The sequence below is a fragment of the Bradyrhizobium xenonodulans genome, assembly GCF_027594865.1.
GTDB classification, from domain to species: Bacteria; Pseudomonadota; Alphaproteobacteria; order Rhizobiales; family Xanthobacteraceae; genus Bradyrhizobium; species Bradyrhizobium xenonodulans.
In genome coordinates this window covers 1,991,833-2,009,087 of record NZ_CP089391.1, presented here as the reverse complement: position 1 = coordinate 2,009,087, position 17,255 = coordinate 1,991,833, and the positions used below count along the sequence as shown (strand labels likewise).

Annotated in this window: 16 protein-coding genes; 7 read left to right on the top strand and 9 right to left on the bottom strand. The window is 64.5% G+C overall.

Features of this window, described 5'->3' with window-relative positions:
• Nucleotide 1: 1 nt before the first annotated feature.
• A complete protein-coding gene (locus I3J27_RS09460) occupies nt 2-979 on the bottom strand; it encodes a magnesium transporter CorA family protein (protein WP_270168004.1) in 978 nt (325 codons plus the stop codon).
• A 337-nt stretch (nt 980-1,316) separates the two neighbouring features.
• Here I3J27_RS09460 and I3J27_RS09455 point away from each other — a divergent pair, with 337 nt between their 5' ends.
• The gene (locus tag I3J27_RS09455; protein ID WP_270168003.1) at nt 1,317-1,997 is read left to right on the top strand and encodes a L,D-transpeptidase; all 681 of its coding nucleotides are present in this window, start codon (nt 1,317-1,319) and stop codon (nt 1,995-1,997) included.
• A 40-nt stretch (nt 1,998-2,037) separates the two neighbouring features.
• Here the strand turns inward: I3J27_RS09455 and I3J27_RS09450 are convergent, their stop codons facing one another.
• Entirely contained in the window at nt 2,038-3,174 is a 1,137-nt protein-coding gene (locus I3J27_RS09450) for an extensin family protein (protein ID WP_270168002.1), read from the bottom strand.
• Nucleotides 3,175-3,239: 65 nt separating this feature from the next.
• Between I3J27_RS09450 and I3J27_RS09445 the strand changes: the two genes are divergently transcribed.
• Together I3J27_RS09445 and I3J27_RS09440 are read left to right on the top strand one after the other, a co-directional pair.
• Nucleotides 3,240-4,868 (top strand): fatty-acid--CoA ligase, encoded by a 1,629-nt coding sequence (locus I3J27_RS09445; RefSeq protein ID WP_270168001.1) that lies wholly within the window; start codon nt 3,240-3,242, stop codon nt 4,866-4,868.
• A 273-nt stretch (nt 4,869-5,141) separates the two neighbouring features.
• Nucleotides 5,142-5,996, top strand: coding sequence for a DUF1499 domain-containing protein (locus tag I3J27_RS09440; RefSeq protein WP_270168000.1), 855 nt, complete (start codon nt 5,142-5,144; stop codon nt 5,994-5,996).
• A 71-nt stretch (nt 5,997-6,067) separates the two neighbouring features.
• On the opposite strand, the gene I3J27_RS09435 is transcribed toward I3J27_RS09440, so the two are convergent.
• From I3J27_RS09435 to I3J27_RS09420, 4 genes are all read right to left on the bottom strand, one after another.
• Nucleotides 6,068-6,985, bottom strand: a complete 918-nt coding sequence (locus I3J27_RS09435; RefSeq protein WP_270167999.1) for an MBL fold metallo-hydrolase — start codon at nt 6,983-6,985, stop codon at nt 6,068-6,070.
• Nucleotides 6,986-7,126: 141 nt separating this feature from the next.
• Entirely contained in the window at nt 7,127-8,341 is a 1,215-nt protein-coding gene (locus I3J27_RS09430) for an acyl-CoA dehydrogenase (protein ID WP_270167998.1), read from the bottom strand.
• 151 nt (nt 8,342-8,492) lie between these two features.
• A complete protein-coding gene (gene ribB / locus I3J27_RS09425) occupies nt 8,493-9,569 on the bottom strand; it encodes a 3,4-dihydroxy-2-butanone-4-phosphate synthase (RefSeq protein ID WP_270167997.1) in 1,077 nt (358 codons plus the stop codon).
• A 186-nt stretch (nt 9,570-9,755) separates the two neighbouring features.
• Entirely contained in the window at nt 9,756-11,486 is a 1,731-nt protein-coding gene (locus I3J27_RS09420) for a cation:proton antiporter domain-containing protein (RefSeq protein WP_270167996.1), read from the bottom strand.
• Between the two features lie 67 nt (nt 11,487-11,553).
• Here I3J27_RS09420 and I3J27_RS09415 point away from each other — a divergent pair, with 67 nt between their 5' ends.
• Both I3J27_RS09415 and I3J27_RS09410 read left to right on the top strand, forming a co-directional pair.
• Entirely contained in the window at nt 11,554-12,081 is a 528-nt protein-coding gene (locus I3J27_RS09415; protein WP_270172640.1) for a DUF3124 domain-containing protein, read from the top strand.
• 91 nt (nt 12,082-12,172) lie between these two features.
• Nucleotides 12,173-13,408, top strand: coding sequence for an aminotransferase-like domain-containing protein (locus I3J27_RS09410; protein WP_270167995.1), 1,236 nt, complete (start codon nt 12,173-12,175; stop codon nt 13,406-13,408).
• A 4-nt stretch (nt 13,409-13,412) separates the two neighbouring features.
• On the opposite strand, the gene I3J27_RS09405 is transcribed toward I3J27_RS09410, so the two are convergent.
• Complete coding sequence (locus tag I3J27_RS09405) at nt 13,413-13,685, bottom strand: helix-turn-helix domain-containing protein (protein ID WP_270167994.1); 273 nt, start codon at nt 13,683-13,685, stop codon at nt 13,413-13,415.
• A gap of 158 nt (nt 13,686-13,843) precedes the next feature.
• On the opposite strand from I3J27_RS09405, the gene I3J27_RS09400 reads away from it, so the two are divergent.
• Entirely contained in the window at nt 13,844-14,296 is a 453-nt protein-coding gene (locus I3J27_RS09400) for a hypothetical protein (RefSeq protein ID WP_270167993.1), read from the top strand.
• A gap of 105 nt (nt 14,297-14,401) precedes the next feature.
• Nucleotides 14,402-14,629, top strand: a complete 228-nt coding sequence (locus I3J27_RS09395) for a hypothetical protein (RefSeq protein WP_270167992.1) — start codon at nt 14,402-14,404, stop codon at nt 14,627-14,629.
• Between the two features lie 72 nt (nt 14,630-14,701).
• Here the strand turns inward: I3J27_RS09395 and I3J27_RS09390 are convergent, their stop codons facing one another.
• Both I3J27_RS09390 and I3J27_RS09385 read right to left on the bottom strand, forming a co-directional pair.
• Nucleotides 14,702-15,520 (bottom strand): aldo/keto reductase, encoded by an 819-nt coding sequence (locus I3J27_RS09390; RefSeq protein ID WP_270167991.1) that lies wholly within the window; start codon nt 15,518-15,520, stop codon nt 14,702-14,704.
• 144 nt (nt 15,521-15,664) lie between these two features.
• Nucleotides 15,665-17,230, bottom strand: a complete 1,566-nt coding sequence (locus I3J27_RS09385) for an alkaline phosphatase D family protein (protein WP_270167990.1) — start codon at nt 17,228-17,230, stop codon at nt 15,665-15,667.
• Nucleotides 17,231-17,255: the final 25 nt, after the last annotated feature.

Here is a 17,255-nt window from a genome sequence, read left to right as displayed (position 1 = left end):
ATTACAGCCACTTCTTCCACTTGAAGAGCCAATACGGAAGGATCGCGGCGATCAGCATCATCACCAGTGCCATCGGATAGCCGTGCGCCCATTCGAGTTCCGGCATCGCCTTGAAGTTCATGCCGTAGATCGAGGCGATCAGCGTCGGCGGCATCAGGACAACGGCCATGACCGAAAACAGCTTGATGATGTTGTTCTGCTCCAGATTGACGACGCCGAGCATGGCGTCGAGCACGAAGGTGATCTTGCTGGAGAGATAGGAGGCGTGGTCGGTCAGCGAGGCGACGTCGCGCTGCATGGTCTTGAGCTGCTCGCGCATGTCCTTCGACCATTTCACGCCTTCCACCACCGCGGACAGGAACGTCACGACGCGGCCGATCGAGACCAGGCTCTCGCGGACCTTCGAGGTCAGGTCACCCTTGCGGCCGATCGAGATCAGTATCTGGGAATATTGCTTGGCGTGGCCGTGGCGCTCGCTCTCGGGCTCGAAGATGTCGTGGCTGACCTGGTCGATCTCGGCGCCGCAGCGCTCCAGAATGTCGGCGCAGCGGTCGATCACGGCGTCCAGAAGCTCCATCAGCACCATCTCGCCGGTGATCCCGGGCGCGCAGGAACGGGCCAGCTTGGCCTCGACCAGCGCGAACGGCTTGGGCTGGTCATAGCGCACCGTCACCAGGCGGTGGTCGCCGAGAATGAAGGTGACGGCCGTGGTCCGGGGCATGTCGGTGTCGGACTGGCACATCAGCGTCGCCGTCATGTAGCGCGCGCTGTTCTCGATATAGAGCCGGCTGGAGATTTCGATCTCCTGCATGTCCTCCCGGGTCGGGATCGCGATGCCCGAGAGCCGCTCCACCGCCTTGTCCTCGGCCGCGGTCGGGTTGACCAGGTCGATCCACACCGCATGCTCCGGAACCGCTGAGAGGTCCTCGACGATGGCCTTCTTGAGGGAGGAGTCGGAGGGAACGAACACAGAAAACATGCACAACTCCAGCAGGGGCCTGCGACAGACTGACAGCCCTTAGCGCGATTCTGACAAGTTGAAGATGACAAGCATATTAACGGGGCGTTTGCATTTGTGGCGACGCCGCGGCCCAACCGTGGCACGGAATCGACAGTTCGGCGTCCCACGCCCAGAAACCAGCGCAAAGCCGCAAAACTTGCGGCAAAAAAGCCACAGCTTGGGTCTTGCAGCGCGGGAAAAGCTCCGAAAAGCTGGAATTGTGGCAGATTTCAACGATAATGCGCTCAACGGAGTCGAGATTTTGAGCCTGGCTCAAGCTCCGCGAAAGCTTGTTATTGTCGATTGGAACCAAATCATGTCGTCGCTGAAAGTTATGCTGGGTGTTTTGGCCGCTGGCCTGGCGCTGTCGGGCTGTATGCAGGCCACGCGTTTTGAAGCGACCGACACCAAGGCCTTCAAGCCGAAGGACAAGGAACTTCTCGCGAAGGTCCGGTACGAGAACACCCCGGTCGCCGAGCCGTTCCGCCGCGCTATCGTCGACTACCACCGCAAGGAAGCGCCGGGCTCGATCGTGGTCGATTCCGACAACCATTACCTCTACTGGGTGATGGATGGCGGCAAGGCGATCCGCTACGGCATCACTGTCGGCGAAGAAGCCATGGCCTGGTCCGGCATCGCCAAGGTTGGCAGCATGACCGAGTGGCCGGCCTGGCATCCGACCCCCGGCGAGATTTCCCGCCTGGGCGTGCCGACCTTCGTTGCGCCAGGTCCGGACAATCCGATGGGCTCCCGTGCGATGTATCTCTACTCGGGCGGCAAGGACACGCTGTTCCGCATCCACGGCACCAATCAGCCGGAATATATCGGCGCCTCGATCTCGTCGGGCTGCATCCGCCTGACCAACGAGGACGCCATCGACCTCTACAACCGCGTCAAGGTCGGCACCATTGTCGTGGTGCTCGAGCCGAAGCACGGCGACTCGCCCTACAATTCGCGCCTCGCGCTCCAGGGCGGCGGCTCGGGCTCGTCCTTCTAAGCGAACGGGTCTTCCCCGAGGACATTGCAAAAGCGCCGGTTTACCGGCGCTTTTTTGTTGCCGGCTTGTGCGGCGGGGCCTTGTTGCCATCGCCGGCCGACTTGTCCGCAGGCGCAGGGGATTTCTCCGCCTCGTCATCGGCTCCATCCTTTGCCTCAGGCTTGGCTTCCGGCCTGGCTTCAGGCTTGGCCGCGACCTCGCGCGGCGGCGCCTCCTCGGGACGTTCGGCCGGCAGCAGCGGCGCGACCTGCGGCAGGGGATCCCAGACGTTCCACTGGCAGATCCGGTAATCGTTGCGCCGCTGCGCCAGGTCGAGATGGATATGGTCTTCGTGGTACCAGTCCGAGCCCGGGCCGAGCACGGTGGAAAAGCGCCCGCAGACCGAATGCAGCACGCGCTCGCGGACGTCGCGCGGCATGCTGCGGTCGGTCAGGCCGATCGACTGCCCGTTGGCGAGCTTGATCGCACGGACGTCGAGCGCGTTGGCCTTGCCGTGCTCGGACAGCATCGCTCCCACGACGCGGTTGCGACCGCGGCATTCGAAGCTGTCGAAATTGTCGAGGTCGCTGATGGTCGAGCCGAGGCTGGCGGCCAGCGGCACCATGTCCTTCCGAATCCACTCGGCGATCGCGGAGGCCATGGTGCAGCGGAGAATTGCCGCCGGCTTGACCGCCACCTTGCGCTTGTCCGGCAATACGATGGCTTCGAGCCGCACCAGATCCTCGCCGCCGCAGGCGCCGGGGCCGCGGATATCCGGAATGGACGGTGCGACTGCGATCTCCTCGGTCAGCGCGAGCCGGCAGGCCGAGAGCTGCTTCTCGGGCGGCGGCGCGGCCTCGGCGGGCTTGGTGCCATCAGGCTTGCCGGGTTTTCCTTCGGTCTCCAGAGCAGCCTCGTCCGAGGCTTTGGGGGCCCCTTCCGGGCGGGGTTTCGGAAGCGGGATCTTGGCCGGGTTGTTGGCGGGGTTCTTGGGAGGGGTCTTGGCGGAATGAACCGCGGCGCGCGGCCGTGGTGTACCAAGGCCGAAGATATCGAGCGGCGCAGCAAATTTTCGCGCCTCCGCCCTGCCGGGGAGCACGAGCGATAGCCCCAGCGCAACGGTAACCATTGCCGCGCCGGCGGACATATAGCCGCGACAAGACCATTTGCGGCGAAAGTCCGGCAGGCTAAAACTCATGACAATTCTTTGGCCCAACGCTGAGAGCGACAACCCGCCCAGCGAATTCTCGGAGGAACGACGGAATGCTTGGTTTGATGCAAGACTGGCCCCTGCTCTGCCACCGGATCATCGAACACGCCGCCAGGATTCATGGCAAGCAGGAGGTCGTTACGCGATCGGTCGAGGGACCGATCCACCGCACCACCTATGGCGAAATCCACAAGCGCGCGCTCAAGGTCTCGCAAGTGCTGGAGCGCGACGGCATCAAGCTCGGCGACCGTGTCGCAACGATCGCCTGGAACACCTGGCGCCACCTCGAAGTCTGGTACGGCATCATGGGGATCGGCGCCATCTGCCATACCGTCAATCCCCGCCTTTTCCCGGAGCAGATCGCCTGGATCATCAACCATGCGCAGGACCGCATCGTGATGACCGACATCACCTTCGTTCCGGTCCTGGAGAAGATCGCCGACAAGCTGCCAAGCGTGGAACGCTACGTCGTGCTCACCGACAAGGCGCACATGCCTGAGACCACGCTCAAGAACGTCGTCGCCTACGAGGACTGGATCGCGGAGGCCGACGGCAAATTCAAATGGAAGGACTTTGACGAGAACACGGCGGCCGCGATGTGCTACACGTCCGGCACCACCGGCGATCCGAAGGGTGTGTTGTATTCGCATCGCTCCAACGTGCTGCACGCGCTGATGGCCAACAATGTCGACGCGCTCGGCACCAGTGCCTCCGAGACAATGCTGCCGGTGGTTCCGCTGTTCCATGCCAACAGCTGGGGCATCGCCTTCTCCGCGCCCTCGCAGGGCACCAAGCTGGTGATGCCCGGCGCCAAGCTCGACGGCGCCTCGGTCTACGAGCTGCTCTCGACCGAGAAGGTGACGCATACCGCGGGCGTGCCCACGGTGTGGCTGATGCTGCTCCAGCACATGGCCGCCAACAATCTGAAGCTGCCGGATCTGAAGATGGTGATCTGCGGCGGCTCGGCGATGCCGCGCTCGATGATCAAGGCCTTCCTCGACATGGGCTCGAACGTGCGCCACGCCTGGGGCATGACCGAGATGAGCCCGATCGGCAGCGTCGCGGCACTGAAGCCGCCGTTCCAGAACGCGACCGGCGAAGCCAAGCTCGACGTGCTCCAGATGCAGGGCTATGCGCCGTTCGCGGTGGAGATGAAGATTACCGACGATGCCGGCAAGGAGCTGCCATGGGACGGCACGACCTTCGGCCGCCTGAAAGTCTCGGGCCCCGCCGTCGCCAAGGCCTATTTCCGGATCGACAGCAACATCCTCGACGAGGAGGGCTTCTTCGACACCGGTGACGTCGCGACCATCGACGAGGCCGGCTACATGCGGATCACCGACCGCTCCAAGGACGTGATCAAGTCCGGCGGCGAATGGATCTCCTCGATCGACCTCGAAAATCTCGCGGTCGGCCACCCGGCCGTGGCGGAAGCCGCCGTGATCGGCGTATTCCACCCCAAATGGGACGAGCGGCCGCTGCTGATCGTGCAGCTCAAGCAGGGCCAGCAGGCCAGCCGCGAGGACATCCTGAAGTTCATGGACGGCAAGATCGCCAAATGGTGGATGCCCGACGACGTCGCCTTCGTCGACGGCATTCCGCACACGGCCACGGGCAAGATCCTGAAGACCGCGCTGCGCGATCAATTCAAGGATTACCGATTCCCGAACGCGGCGGCGTAAGGCTCGGTGCCACCCTCCCCTGGAAGGGGAGGGTCGGCTCGCATTTGAGCGCAGCGAAAATGTGAGACGGGGTGGGGTGATCTCTCCACACGGGCAGCGCCTCAATGGAAGACTGTCACCCCACCCCGCTCGCGCTTCGCGCGATCGACCCTCGCCCTCCAGGGGAGGATAAGGGCAGGGTAAGTCCCTTGAATTTGCCCCCGGGCCGTGGTCTCAACGGCCCATCGTCGCGCCAAATCGGCCGGCCTCCCAACCCCCGGCAGAGCTCACCCGATGGCCCGCAGGTTTTCCGCTCCCTATCAGACGGAACCCGTATCCAGCCTCGCGAACTGGGCACGCAATCTGGCCGTGTTCGCGGTGGTGGCGGTTGTGGTGTCGATCCTCATCCTCCGGTTCGGCTTCCTAGAGATGAAGCCGGCGCTCGCGACCTTCTTTGGCGGGCTTGCGATCGCCGCGCTCTCGATCCTGTTCGGGCTCGCCGGCTTTGCCGCGATCTGGCAGAACGGCTCGCGCGGCATGGCGCGCATCCTGCTCGCCTTCCTGATCGACGGGGCGATCCTCGCCTACCCCGCCTATCTCGGCCTGCAATACGGCAAGCTGCCGGCGATCCACGACATCACCACCGATCCGATCGACCCGCCGCGCTTCGACGCGCTGGCGCGCCTGCGCACCGGTGACGGCACCAATCCGGCCGTTTACGCCGGCCTCTATTCGGCCGAGCAGCAGCGGCAATTCTATCCCGATATCGAGCCGATCGAGCTCGAGATTTCGGTCGACCGCGCCTATGCGATCGCGCTCCAGCTCGTCAACAAGCGCAAATGGCTCGTCATCGACGAGCGCGCGCCGCAGCCGCCGCGCCGCGTCGGCCGCATCGAGGCGGTGGCGCGCTCGCCGATCATGGGTTTCCGCGAGGACATCTCGATCCGGGTCGTGCCCGACGGCGAGGATTCCCGCGTCGATATCCGCTCCGCCTCGCGCTATTTCGAGAGCGATCTCGGCAGCAACGCCGCGCGCGTAAAAAAATTCATCGACGATCTCAACACCGCCGCGGATGCAGACGCGCTGAAGCCGGTAAAGAAAACGCCGGTCGCGCCGCCCAAGGCGCCGGCGAAGACGGTGAAGAAATGAGATGGCGAATGGAGAGTGGCGAATAGCGCGTGGAAGACCGCCTATTCGCTACTCCCCATTCGCCATTCGCCTCAAGCCATCCTGTACGATCCCGTGATCACGGGATCGCCATCCGTCGCCACCACGCCGCGCGCGACCAGGTCTTCCAGATGCGCCAGCACGGAATAGCCGGCGGCCGTCGTCAGGCGCGGGTCGATGCCGATATAGATCGCGCGGACCATGGTCGGGATGTCGGTCTCGCCCTTGGCGAGACGGTGCAGGATCGAGGCCTCGCGCGCCTTGCGGTGGCGGATCAGGAAGCGCACGAAGCGCGGGCCGTCCGGAATCTCCGGGCCGTGGCCGGAGAAATACAGATCCTCCTCGCGCGCAGCGAGACGATCGAGCGAGTCCATGTAGTCGATCATCGAGCCGTCGGGCGGGGCCACGATCGAGGTCGACCAGCCCATCACGTGGTCGCCGACGAAGTTGAATTTCCGCTCAGGCCAGGCGAAGGCGAGATGATTGGCGGTGTGGCCGGGCGTCGCCACGGCCTCGAGCCGCCAGCCATCGCCCTCGACGACGTCGCCATGGGCGATCCTGATGTCGGGAACGAAGTCGCGATCGGCGCCCGACTCCGGATTGTACTTCTCGCTCTCGAAGCGCGGACGCGAGGCACGGTGCGAGCCTTCGGCATACACAGGCGCGCCGGTCGCCTGCTTGATCCGCGCGGTGTTCGGCGAATGGTCGCGGTGGGTGTGGGTGACGAAGATATGGCTCACCGTCTCGCCGCTGACAGCATCGAGCAGCGCCTTCGCATGCGCCTCATCGTCCGGGCCCGGATCGATGATCGCGACGTTGCCGGTGCCTACGATGTAGCTGACCGTGCCGGTGAAGGTGAACGGACTCGGATTGTTGCAGAGCACGCGCCGCACGCCGGGACGGACTTCCTCGACGACACCAGCTTTAAGCGGAAAGTTGCGGTTGAACGGGACGTCGTCGTTGTCGGACATGGCTTGCTCATACCTTACTGACTTCGTCATGCCCGGCCTTGTGCCGGGCATCCACGTTCTTCTCTCCGACTAGAACGTGGATGGCCGGGACAAGCCCGGCCATGACGCAATTGGAGAGTTCTCGCCGCATTCCACGCCAGTTCAGAAAAACGCCTGAATGCCCGTGATCGCGCGGCCGAGAATGAGCGCGTGGACGTCGTGGGTGCCCTCGTAGGTGTTGACCGTCTCGAGGTTATGGACGTGGCGCATCACGTGATACTCGGCCGAGATGCCGTTGCCGCCGTGCATGTCGCGCGCGACGCGGGCGATGTCGAGAGCCTTGCCGCAATTGTTGCGCTTCATGATCGAGATCATCTCGGGCGCGAACTTGCCCTCGTCCATCAGGCGGCCGACGCGAAGCGAGCCCTGGAGGCCGAGCGCGATCTCGGTCTCCATGTCGGCGAGCTTCTTCTGCACCAGCTGGGTCGCGGCGAGCGGCTTGCCGAACTGCTTGCGGTCGAGCGTGTACTGGCGGGCGCGATGCATGCAGTCCTCGGCGGCGCCAAGCGCGCCCCAGGAGATGCCGTAGCGGGCGCGGTTGAGGCAGCCGAACGGGCCCTTGAGGCCGGAGACGTTGGGCAGCAGCGCGTCTTCGGGGACCACGACGCCGTCCATCACGACCTCGCCGGTGATCGAGGCGCGGAGCGACAGCTTGCCGCCGATCTTCGGCGCGGACAGGCCCTTCATGCCCTTTTCCAGCACGAAGCCGCGGATCTGGTTGTCATGCGCGGCCGACTTGGCCCAGACCACGAACACGTCGGCGATCGGCGCGTTCGAGATCCACATCTTGCTGCCGGTGAGGCGATAGCCGTCCGAGACCTTTTCCGCGCGGGTCTTCATGCCGGCCGGATCGGAGCCGGCGTCGGGCTCGGTGAGCCCGAAGCAGCCGACCCACTCGCCGCTGGCGAGCTTCGGCAGGTATTTCTTGCGCTGGTTCTCGTCGCCATAGGCGTAGATCGGATACATCACCAGCGAGGACTGGACCGAGTTCATCGAGCGGTACCCTGAGTCCACCCGCTCGATCTCGCGCGCGACGAGGCCGTAGGCGACGTAGCTGGCGTTGGCGCAGCCATATTCCTCAGGCAGCGTGATGCCGATCAGGCCGAGCTCGCCCATCTCGTTGAAGATCTCGCGATCGGTCTTCTCTTCGAGATAGGCCTTGGTGACGCGCGGCAGCAGCTTGTCCTGGGCGTAAGCGCGCGCGGTGTCGCGCACCATGCGCTCGTCTTCGGTGAGCTGCTCATCGAGCAGGAACGGATCGTCCCACTGGAAAGAAGCCGCAGCCGGCTTGTCCTTGGCCTGAGGGCGCACGCTCATGAAACGTCCTTTCGTCTGGTTCCGTCAAAATTTGCCCGACAAGGTAAAGCGCCGCGGCAACAAGTGCAATTGCATTGCAGATGGATGGGTCTGCGTGAATCCCGGGGACGCAGGTGGCGCGGGGATGCTCGCGCACCCGGAGATGACAGCGCTAACTCTCGAGCTGCTCGTTGGCGACGATCTCGATGCCGAAGCCGGACAGGCCCTTGTAGTCGTGCACCGAGGAGGTGAGATGGCGGATCGAGGTGACGCCGAGATCGCGCAGGATCTGCGCGCCGACGCCGACCTCGCGCCACTGGCGGTTGCGGTCGGCTTCCGTCGCCGTCTCGTCCGGGAGTGCCGACACCGGGACGCCGGCCGCACCATCGCGCAGATAGACCAGCACGCCACGGCCGGATTTCTTGAAATGCTCGAGCACGGCCGCCATGCGCTTGTGGCCGGTGAAGATGTCCTTGACGATATTCGGCTTGTGGAAGCGCGTCAGCACGTTCTTGCCGTCACCGACGCCGTTATAGACGAAGGCGACGTGGGCGATGGAATCGAACGGCGAGCGGTAGGCATAGCCCTGCAAGGGCCCGATCGGGCTTTCGGTCGTGAAGGTCGAGACCCGCTCGATCAGTTTTTCGCGCGCCTGGCGGTAGGCGATCATGTCGGCGATGGTGACGTGCTTCAGCTTATGCTTTGCCGCGAACTGCGCGACCTGCTCGCCCTTCATCACGCTGCCGTCGTCGTTCATCAGCTCGCTGATGACGCCGACCGGCGGCAGGCCGGAGAGCTTGCACAGGTCCACGGCAGCCTCGGTATGGCCGGAGCGCAAGAGCACGCCGCCGTCCTTGGCGATCAGCGGGAAGATGTGGCCGGGGCGGGCAAAATCGTTGGCGCCGGCATTGGGATTGGACAGCGCGCGGCAACACGAGGCGCGCTCTTCGGCCGAGATGCCGGTGCCGCCATCGGGCTTGTAGTCGATCGAGACCGTGAACGCCGTGGTGTGCGCGGAATCATTGTGGGCCACCATCGGATCGAGCCGCAGCCGGCGCGCGTCCTCGGTCGTCACAGGCGCGCAGACGATACCGGAGGTGTGACGGATGATGAACGCCATCTTCTCGGCGGTGCAGAGCGAGGCGGCGACGATCAGATCGCCCTCGCCCTCGCGGTCCTCGTCGTCGGTGACGACCACGAGCTCACCCCGGGCAAAGGCCTGCAAGACTTCCTGGATGCTATCGGGCATTTCCCAATCTCTGTCGATGATGAGCCGGAGGCTTAGCCGGACGCCTTAGCCCGACTTGGGCCGGGGCGCTAGTGTCCTGGACGCAACCACATATTCCGGGCGGCGGACCTGGCGGCGGCAGGCTTGCACCGAAGATACCAGGGATATAGGCGCAGATCGCCGGGGAGGAAGGCGGGCCGCACCGTCTCAGGGCAGCACTTCGCGCCGCTCGCCGAGCCGCTGATCGAGCTCGGCGCGCTTGTCGGCCAGAAGTCCGGCCTGGGCGGCCTCGATCACGGTAAACAGCTCATGAGCATCGCTGAGCCGGGTCACCGTGACGTAGCTGGCGCCGGCCGCATAGAGTTCGTCCACGTCCGACAAAAGATCGGCAGTGGCCACGATCAGGGCGGTCGGGTTGAGGGTACGGACGTGACGGACCAGCTTCTCGTTGCTGGCCCCCTTCAGCAGCGCATCCGGCACGCTGAGAATGATCATCTCGGACTTGCCGACGCCGGCGTGGAGCAGCGTATCGGCGCTGCTGATGTCGCCATAGATCACGTGCAGACCGCGTGACAGCAGGGTCTGGTACACATTGGGGTTGAAGTCGACCACGGTGATCTGCTCGAGCAGAACCGGGGCCTGCCGCTCGATCTCCGCCAGCAGCGCGCTCGCCGCACGGAAAAAGCCGAGGATGACGATACGGCGGGCCTCGCCATGGCCGCCCTCGTGCCCCTCCTCACCATGGCCGTTGCCGTGATCGAGGTCCTTCAAGCCGATCCGCTTCAGGGGGCCGATCGCCCAGCGGGTGATCTCGTCGCTGCGGCTCATCGCGAAGGTCGAGAGCACGGCGAGCACCACGAAGGCGAAGGAGGCCGCGTTCGCCGTCTCGGCTGCGATGTGGTGGTCGGCGACGCCGGTCTGGATCACCACCAGCGAGAACTCCGAGATCTGCGCGAGATTGAGGGCCGGCAACAGGCTGGCGCGCAGGCCCTGCTTCATCAGGTAGAGCGGCGTGAAGGTGGTGACGAGGCGGCTCACCACGGTGAACGCCGCGATCATCAGGGCCAGCCCGATCACGGACAGGCCCGGCACGGGAATGGTCATGCCGAGGGCGACGAAGAACAGCGTGATGAAGAAATCCCGCAGCGTGGTGACCTTGGCGGTGACGTCGAGCGCGTAGGGAAAGGTCGAAAGCGAGACGCCGGCGATCAGGGCACCCATCTCGCGCGACAGCGACAACCGCTCGGCGGTCTCGGCGACGAGGAAGCACCAGGCCAGCGCGCCGAGCAGGATCAGCTCGGGGCGGCGGGCGATCTGGTGGAACAGGCGCGGCAGCACGTAACGGCTGACCAGCAGGGCCGCTGCGACCAGCACGGCGACGCGGCCGATCGAGAGCAGGATGACGCTGACTTCCAGATTGGCAAGGCTCGGCTGCACCGCCAGGAACAGGATGGCAAAGATGTCCTGGAGCACCAGCACGCCGAGGGTGATGCGGCCCGGTAGCGTGTCGAGTTCGCGCTTCTCGTAGAGCACCTTGACGATGATGACGGTGCTCGACAGCGCGCAGGCGACACAGAGATAGACCGCATCGAACTTCCCGCCGCCGAGCGATAGCCCGATGCCGACGAAGAACAGCACCCCGAGCAGGCAGCCACCGAGGAGCTGGCCGCCCGCCGCGAACAGGATCACCTTGCCCGCCCGCACGATCTTCTTCAGGTCGATCTCGAGCCCGATCATGAACAGCATGAAGATCAGGCCGAGCTCGGAGATGACGCTGATCGATTCCTGCGACTTGACCCAGCCGGCGCCGAATGGACCTATGCAGAAGCCGGCGATAAGGTAGGCCAGGATCAGCGGCTGCCGAGAGAAATGGGCGAGAAGGCCCAGCATCCAGGCAAACAGAATACAGAGAGTGATGTCGCGAATGAGCTCGTGCATACCAAATGGGTCCGTTTTGCCGCACCCTAGAGACGGGTTGCGGCGCGGCAAGCGAGCAATTCGTCACATGCGAAACGGGCTGTTCGCAGCCATGCTGCTAGGCCCCCTCGCCTGCGCCGCGCCCGCAGCTGCTCAATCCAAGGTCAATATCGAACAAAACTACGCCGATTCGCTCACCGCACTGCCGAAGGAGGAACTTGCCGTCTCCGGCGGGTTCTACGTGCCTGCCTATTCCAGCGTCGCGATGAGCCAGGGCAAGCTGCGTGTCGACTTCTCGGTGACACTGAGCGTGCACAACGCCTCCGAGACGCAAGCACTGGTGGTCAAACGCATCGCCTATTTCGACACCGCAGGCAAGCAGGTCGAGACCTACCTGAAGGGTCAGGTAGCCCTGAAGCCGCTGGCCACCGTCTCGATCTTCGTCCCGACCGACGACGTGCGCGGCGGGACCGGGGCCAATTTCCTCGTCGACTGGGCCGCAACAAGCGAGATCGCCGAGCCGGTGGTCGAGGCCTTGATGGTTGGCGGCGTCGCCAATGCGCATTACGCTTTCATCAGCCAGGGCCGTCCGACCCGGACGGCCGGCAAAAAGTAAGACCCGTCCGCCCGGACGGCAGGCAAGAAAAATAAGGCTGGCCGGCGCAACGCCGGCTGGCTCAACAAGAACAGAAACGAGGAACGCCCCCATGACGTCCAGCTTCGATTTCGCGCCCCTGTTTCCGGCAGGGCTGCCGGCTCCTTCCGCGCGCTGGACGGGCCTTGCCAAATACAGTTTTGTCGGCGGCAATAACGACTCCGAGCAGCTGCCGCTCGATGAGCTGATCGAGGCGGCCAACCTCGCCCTGCAACGCGAAGGCCGCTCGCTCGCCACTTACGGGCTGGCCCATGGTCCCCAGGGCTATTTGCCCTTGCGCGAATTCCTGGTGACAAAGCTGAAGCGCGATGCGGGCATCAATTGCACGGTCGACGATCTCCTGATCGTCTCGGGCTCGCTGCAGGCGCTCGACCTCGTCAACGCGACGCTGCTGGCGCGCGGCGACACCGTGATTTTCGAGCAGGACAGCTACCAGGGCTCGCTGACCCGCCTGGCACGCCTCGGCGTCAACGTCGTCGGCATCCCGCTGGACAAGGACGGCATGCGCATGGATGCGCTGGCCGCGACGCTCGCCGACCTCAAGAGCCGCGGCATCCGTCCCAAATACATCTACACCATCCCGACCGTTCAGAACCCGACCGGCAGCATCATGCCGGAGAGCCGCCGCGCTGAACTGGTTCGGCTCGCAACCGAATACGGCGTGCCCATCTTCGAGGATGATTGCTATGCCGACCTCGTCTGGTCGGGACAGCGGCCGCCGGCGATCTACGCGATGAGCCCGAACGGCGGCGTGATCCATATCGGCTCATTCTCCAAGTCGATCGCGCCGGCGCTGCGCGTCGGCTTCATCGTGGCGCCCTGGGATGTGATGTCGCGGATGCTGGCGCTGAAGACGGATGCGGGCTCCGGCGCGCTGGAGCAGATGGTGCTCGCCACCTATTGCAAGCCGCATTTCTCGACACACGTGCCGGCACTGACGAAGGCGCTGCGCACCAAGCTCGACACGCTGATGGAGTCCCTCAACGAGCAATTCGGCACCGCGGCCGAGTTCGAGGAGCCCAAAGGCGGCATCTTCCTCTGGGTCAAGCTGCCCGACCAGGTCGATACGCTAAAGCTGTATCAGGCCGCGCTCGCCGCCGGCGTCTCGATCAACCCAGGGCCGGAATGGTCGACCAACAAGGGTCATTCCAGCTCGCGCCTTCGGCTGTGCTTTGCGAGCCCTTCGCATCAGCAGATCCGCGAGGGCGTCGCCGTGCTGGCCGAAGTCTGCCGCAAGGAGTTCGGCGTGCCGGCCCGCAGCGCCAATGTGGATAAGCGAGGCCAGTGATCGACTACGCCGCCTGAGGCTGGCTGCTGTGGATCGCGGAGGCCAGCCGCAGCAGCAGCACGATCGACACGTTGCCCTTGCCGGCCTCGATCTGGGCGATGTAGCGCTCGGAAATCCCGGACCTGCGGGCCAGCTCCCGGCGCGACAGTTCGCATCGCGCGCGCGAGGATCTCAAGCGCTCGCCCAGCTCGGCCAGAAACGCGGTCTCGGAATAAGGCGGCACGGCACAGCTCCCCGGCAGTACCTCGCCCGCGAAATCCATGACTTGATTCAGCATCGGTTTATCCACGCATCGCCTTCGGGAGCGCCATCCTACCCCCGAAACGCACGGTCTCATTGACGCGGATCAAATTCGCGCGCGAATGGCAGCTCCCGTGGACGGTCGTGCGCGGGATGCTAAAATCTGGAATTGTTCGAAGCGGGGCTTTTCAGGACATGACGCGTTGTTTGAGCCGCTGGACCATTGCGGCGGTGCTTTGGCTTGCATTCACGTCCCTGGCGCGAGCCGAGACGCTCGCGGCGACGGTCGAGCAATGGGGGCTGCTCGGCTCATGGGCGGTCGATTGCACCGCCCGGCCCGACCGCGACAAGGGCGCGCTCCTGACGTACGAGATCCGGAAGGACGGAAGGGTCATGTACCGGCGCAATTTCGGGGAGGCCAGGGACGAGAACGAGGTGGTGTCCGCGACCGCCAACGCCGAGGGCCTGCTCAATGTGATGGTCTACTTCCCCTCGCTACGGCAGACACGCGAGTTCGGCCTGCTGCTGTCGAGGCAGGGCAGCTTGCGCGCGATCTACAATCGCAGCGAGCGCGGCGAGTACACGATCAGGGACGGCAAATACGTCGTGACCGGCGCGCCGACACCAGCGCAGCAACGCTGCGACTAACGCTGGTTTCGATCCTGAACATCCATTCAGAATTCTCTTCCCGTTCCTCCGGAACGTTCGATCGAATGCGCGGTTTAGATTTGCATTGGATTGGAGGAGGACATCATGAAGAAGCTTGGTTATGTGGTTGCGGCTCTCGGTGCGCTCGCGATCGCGGCGCCGACGCTGGCCAGTGCGGAGACGGTGGTGATCAAGCGTGGTCATGATCACGGCCCGTACGGCGCCCGCGCCGAATTCCGCGAGCATCGCGACCACGGCTGGCATCGGGGCTGGCACCATCGCGGCGACAGGGTCGTGGTGATCAAGCGCAGCCACCGTCACCATTGGGACTAATGCGCAACGCAACGTGGAATGGAAATGGCCCCTCGCGGGGCCATTTCTTTTGTGTATTGAAAGCGCGTCAGGCTAATCCCACGCAGGCGCGAAGCCAGGATTGACGCAGCGCCTGTCCTTCGGCAGCGCGGCGATCTTGTTGCGGTCGGCATCGTCGAGCGTGATCTTCAGCGCGTCGAGATTGGCCTGCTGGCTCTCGCGGCGTGAGGCCTTCGGGATCGCGGCAACGCCGTCCTGATCGAGCAGCCATTTCAAGGCGACCTGCGCTGCGGTCGCATTGTGCCTGGCGCCGATCTCGGCCAGCACCGGATCCGAGGCGATACGCCCCTGCGCGAGCGGGCAATAGGCGACCAGCGGGATCGATTTGGCGTTGAGATAGGCCAGCACCTTCGATTGATCGAGCATCGCATGATATTCGATCTGGTTGCAGGCGATCGGCGCCTTGACGTCCTCGACCGCGACCTTGAGCAGCGCCGTGGTGAAATTGGCAACGCCAATTGCCCGCGTGCGCCCCTCCTCCTTCAGCTTCATCAGGGTCTCGAACACAGCGCCCCAGTTCGCGGCTTTCGACGGCCAATGCACGAGATAGAGGTCGACATGGTCGAGCCGCAGCTTGTTCAGGCTCGCATCGAAGGCACGGCGGATCGCATCGGGACTGAGGTTCTCATGCCAGACTTTGGTCGTGACATGCAGCTCGGCGCGCGGCAGACGGGCGGCGGCGAGCGCCGCGCCGATGGGTTCTTCGTTGCCGTACATCTCAGCGGTATCGATGTGGCGATAGCCGATCGACAGCGCACTCTCGACCGCGGCGCGGCAGGCATCGCCTTGCATGCGGAAGGTGCCGAGGCCGAGCTTGGGCATGCTGATGCCCTGTGTCTTCAGATGATCCATGAAACTGGCTCCCAGGATATTTCAGCCCGCCGGATGCGCGGCGATGCCGCGCAAGCAGACTCTTCGGTGATGGGAAAAGGTGACGAGGATGGCCATTATAGCGCGGGAACCCGCAGTCCGGCCAATCAAGATCGGGTTAGCATCCTATGAATGCTGCGCCACCACGGCCGGACGCACTTGCGGCTGCGGCACGATATCGACCGACCAGAGGTCCCGGTTGTCGACGTCTTTCAGGGTCACGGTCATCACACCGCTGGCGCCGTCGATGTCGACGCGGCCGAAGAACTGAAGGCCGAAGCACGGCGCCAGATTCTCGCCCTGCGCCTCACTGCAGCCGCTCTGGTACATCGCGACCGGGCCAAAGGTATTGTCGAGCTCGCCCGGCCCCCAGCTGCCGGCATGCAGCGGGCCGGAGACGAACTCCCAGAACGGCTCGAAATCCTGAAACTGCGCCTTGCTCGGATCATAATAGTGCGCGGCGGTGTAGTGCATATCTGCGGTGAGCCAGACGATGTTGCGGATGCCGGCGCGCTTGATGGAGGCCAGGAGATCGGCGATCTCATGCTCGCGCCGGTCGGGCGCGCCATTGCCGAGCGCGACGGCATCGAGACTGACGAGGCCGATCGGCAGGTCGGCCGCGATCACCTTCCAGGTCGCGCGCGACGCTGCAAGCTCGCGCTTTAGCCAGGCGAGCTGCTCGGCGCCGAGAATCCAGCCGCGGTGATCGTCGCCCTTGTTCCAACTGTCATCGCGAAAACTGCGCATGTCGATCATGAAGACGTCGAGCAGCGGACCGTAGGCGATCTTGCGATAGACCCGGCCCTGGCGCGCGCCGAGATCGCGGATCGGCATGAAGTCGAAGAAGGCGCGGCGGGCGCGCGCGACCAGGCGCGGGGTGCCGTCGTCCTCATAACCGGCCGCGTCATAGCTGCCGGTCGGCGACCAATCGTTGGTGACCTCGTGGTCGTCCCACTGCGCGAGCATCGGCACCTCGGCGTGGAAGGCGCGAAAATGCTCGTCGAGATGATTGTATTTGTAGTTGCCGCGGAATTGCGCCAGCGTGTGCGCGACCTCGGCTTTTTCCTCGGTCACCAGATTGCGCCAGGTCTCGCCGTTCGGCAGCTTCTGTTCGGAAGGGATGGTGCAGTCGGCGTAGATGTGATCGCCGGAGTGGATGAAGAAATCCGGGCGATTGTCGAGCATGGTGCGATAGCTGCGATAGCCACCGCGCGCGATGTCGATGCCCCAGCCCTGCCCTGCGACGTCGCCGGACCACACGAACGAGATCGATCGGCCCGCGGCCGGTGGGGTGCGGAAATGACCGGTGCGGCTTTCGCCGGCAATGCCCGTGGCGATGTCGTCGAAGCGCACGCGATAGAAGATGTCCTGCCCAGCCGGCAGATCGTTCAGCAGCAGTTTTGCGGTGAAGTCGGCATCGGGCAAGGCGTCGCGCGAAGCCGACGCAACGATGGTCTTGAAGCTCTCGACGGTCGAATACTCCACCTGCATCCGTGCGGGCCGGTCGGCGCGGGCCCAGATCACGGCAGAGCCGTCTGAGACGTCACCGGACTGGATGCCGCCCGCGATCTGCGGACGATCGGCGGCACGGCTGAGCGATGGCTTTGCTAGCGCGGCAACAGCGAGGCTGGAGGTCGAGCGGACCAGGAACTGCCGCCGGGTCCATGCGCGCGAGGCGCGGGGCGATGCCATTCAGGAAACCTTCGTCGAATCGCGA

What these genes read in the sequence shown, in the direction of transcription:
- I3J27_RS09420 (WP_270167996.1), bottom strand. Translation starts at nt 11,486, where the DNA reads ATGCACGAGCTCATTCGCGACATCACTCTCTGTATTCTGTTTGCCTGG.
- I3J27_RS09460 (WP_270168004.1), bottom strand. Translation starts at nt 979, where the DNA reads ATGTTTTCTGTGTTCGTTCCCTCCGACTCCTCCCTCAAGAAGGCCATC.
- I3J27_RS09450 (WP_270168002.1), bottom strand. Translation starts at nt 3,174, where the DNA reads ATGAGTTTTAGCCTGCCGGACTTTCGCCGCAAATGGTCTTGTCGCGGC.
- I3J27_RS09445 (WP_270168001.1), top strand. Translation starts at nt 3,240, where the DNA reads ATGCTTGGTTTGATGCAAGACTGGCCCCTGCTCTGCCACCGGATCATC.
- I3J27_RS09400 (WP_270167993.1), top strand. Translation starts at nt 13,844, where the DNA reads ATGACGCGTTGTTTGAGCCGCTGGACCATTGCGGCGGTGCTTTGGCTT.
- I3J27_RS09410 (WP_270167995.1), top strand. Translation starts at nt 12,173, where the DNA reads ATGACGTCCAGCTTCGATTTCGCGCCCCTGTTTCCGGCAGGGCTGCCG.
- I3J27_RS09435 (WP_270167999.1), bottom strand. Translation starts at nt 6,985, where the DNA reads ATGTCCGACAACGACGACGTCCCGTTCAACCGCAACTTTCCGCTTAAA.
- I3J27_RS09385 (WP_270167990.1), bottom strand. Translation starts at nt 17,230, where the DNA reads ATGGCATCGCCCCGCGCCTCGCGCGCATGGACCCGGCGGCAGTTCCTG.
- I3J27_RS09455 (WP_270168003.1), top strand. Translation starts at nt 1,317, where the DNA reads ATGTCGTCGCTGAAAGTTATGCTGGGTGTTTTGGCCGCTGGCCTGGCG.
- ribB (WP_270167997.1), bottom strand. Translation starts at nt 9,569, where the DNA reads ATGCCCGATAGCATCCAGGAAGTCTTGCAGGCCTTTGCCCGGGGTGAG.
- I3J27_RS09390 (WP_270167991.1), bottom strand. Translation starts at nt 15,520, where the DNA reads ATGGATCATCTGAAGACACAGGGCATCAGCATGCCCAAGCTCGGCCTC.
- I3J27_RS09415 (WP_270172640.1), top strand. Translation starts at nt 11,554, where the DNA reads ATGCGAAACGGGCTGTTCGCAGCCATGCTGCTAGGCCCCCTCGCCTGC.
- I3J27_RS09405 (WP_270167994.1), bottom strand. Translation starts at nt 13,685, where the DNA reads ATGCTGAATCAAGTCATGGATTTCGCGGGCGAGGTACTGCCGGGGAGC.
- I3J27_RS09430 (WP_270167998.1), bottom strand. Translation starts at nt 8,341, where the DNA reads ATGAGCGTGCGCCCTCAGGCCAAGGACAAGCCGGCTGCGGCTTCTTTC.
- I3J27_RS09440 (WP_270168000.1), top strand. Translation starts at nt 5,142, where the DNA reads ATGGCCCGCAGGTTTTCCGCTCCCTATCAGACGGAACCCGTATCCAGC.
- I3J27_RS09395 (WP_270167992.1), top strand. Translation starts at nt 14,402, where the DNA reads ATGAAGAAGCTTGGTTATGTGGTTGCGGCTCTCGGTGCGCTCGCGATC.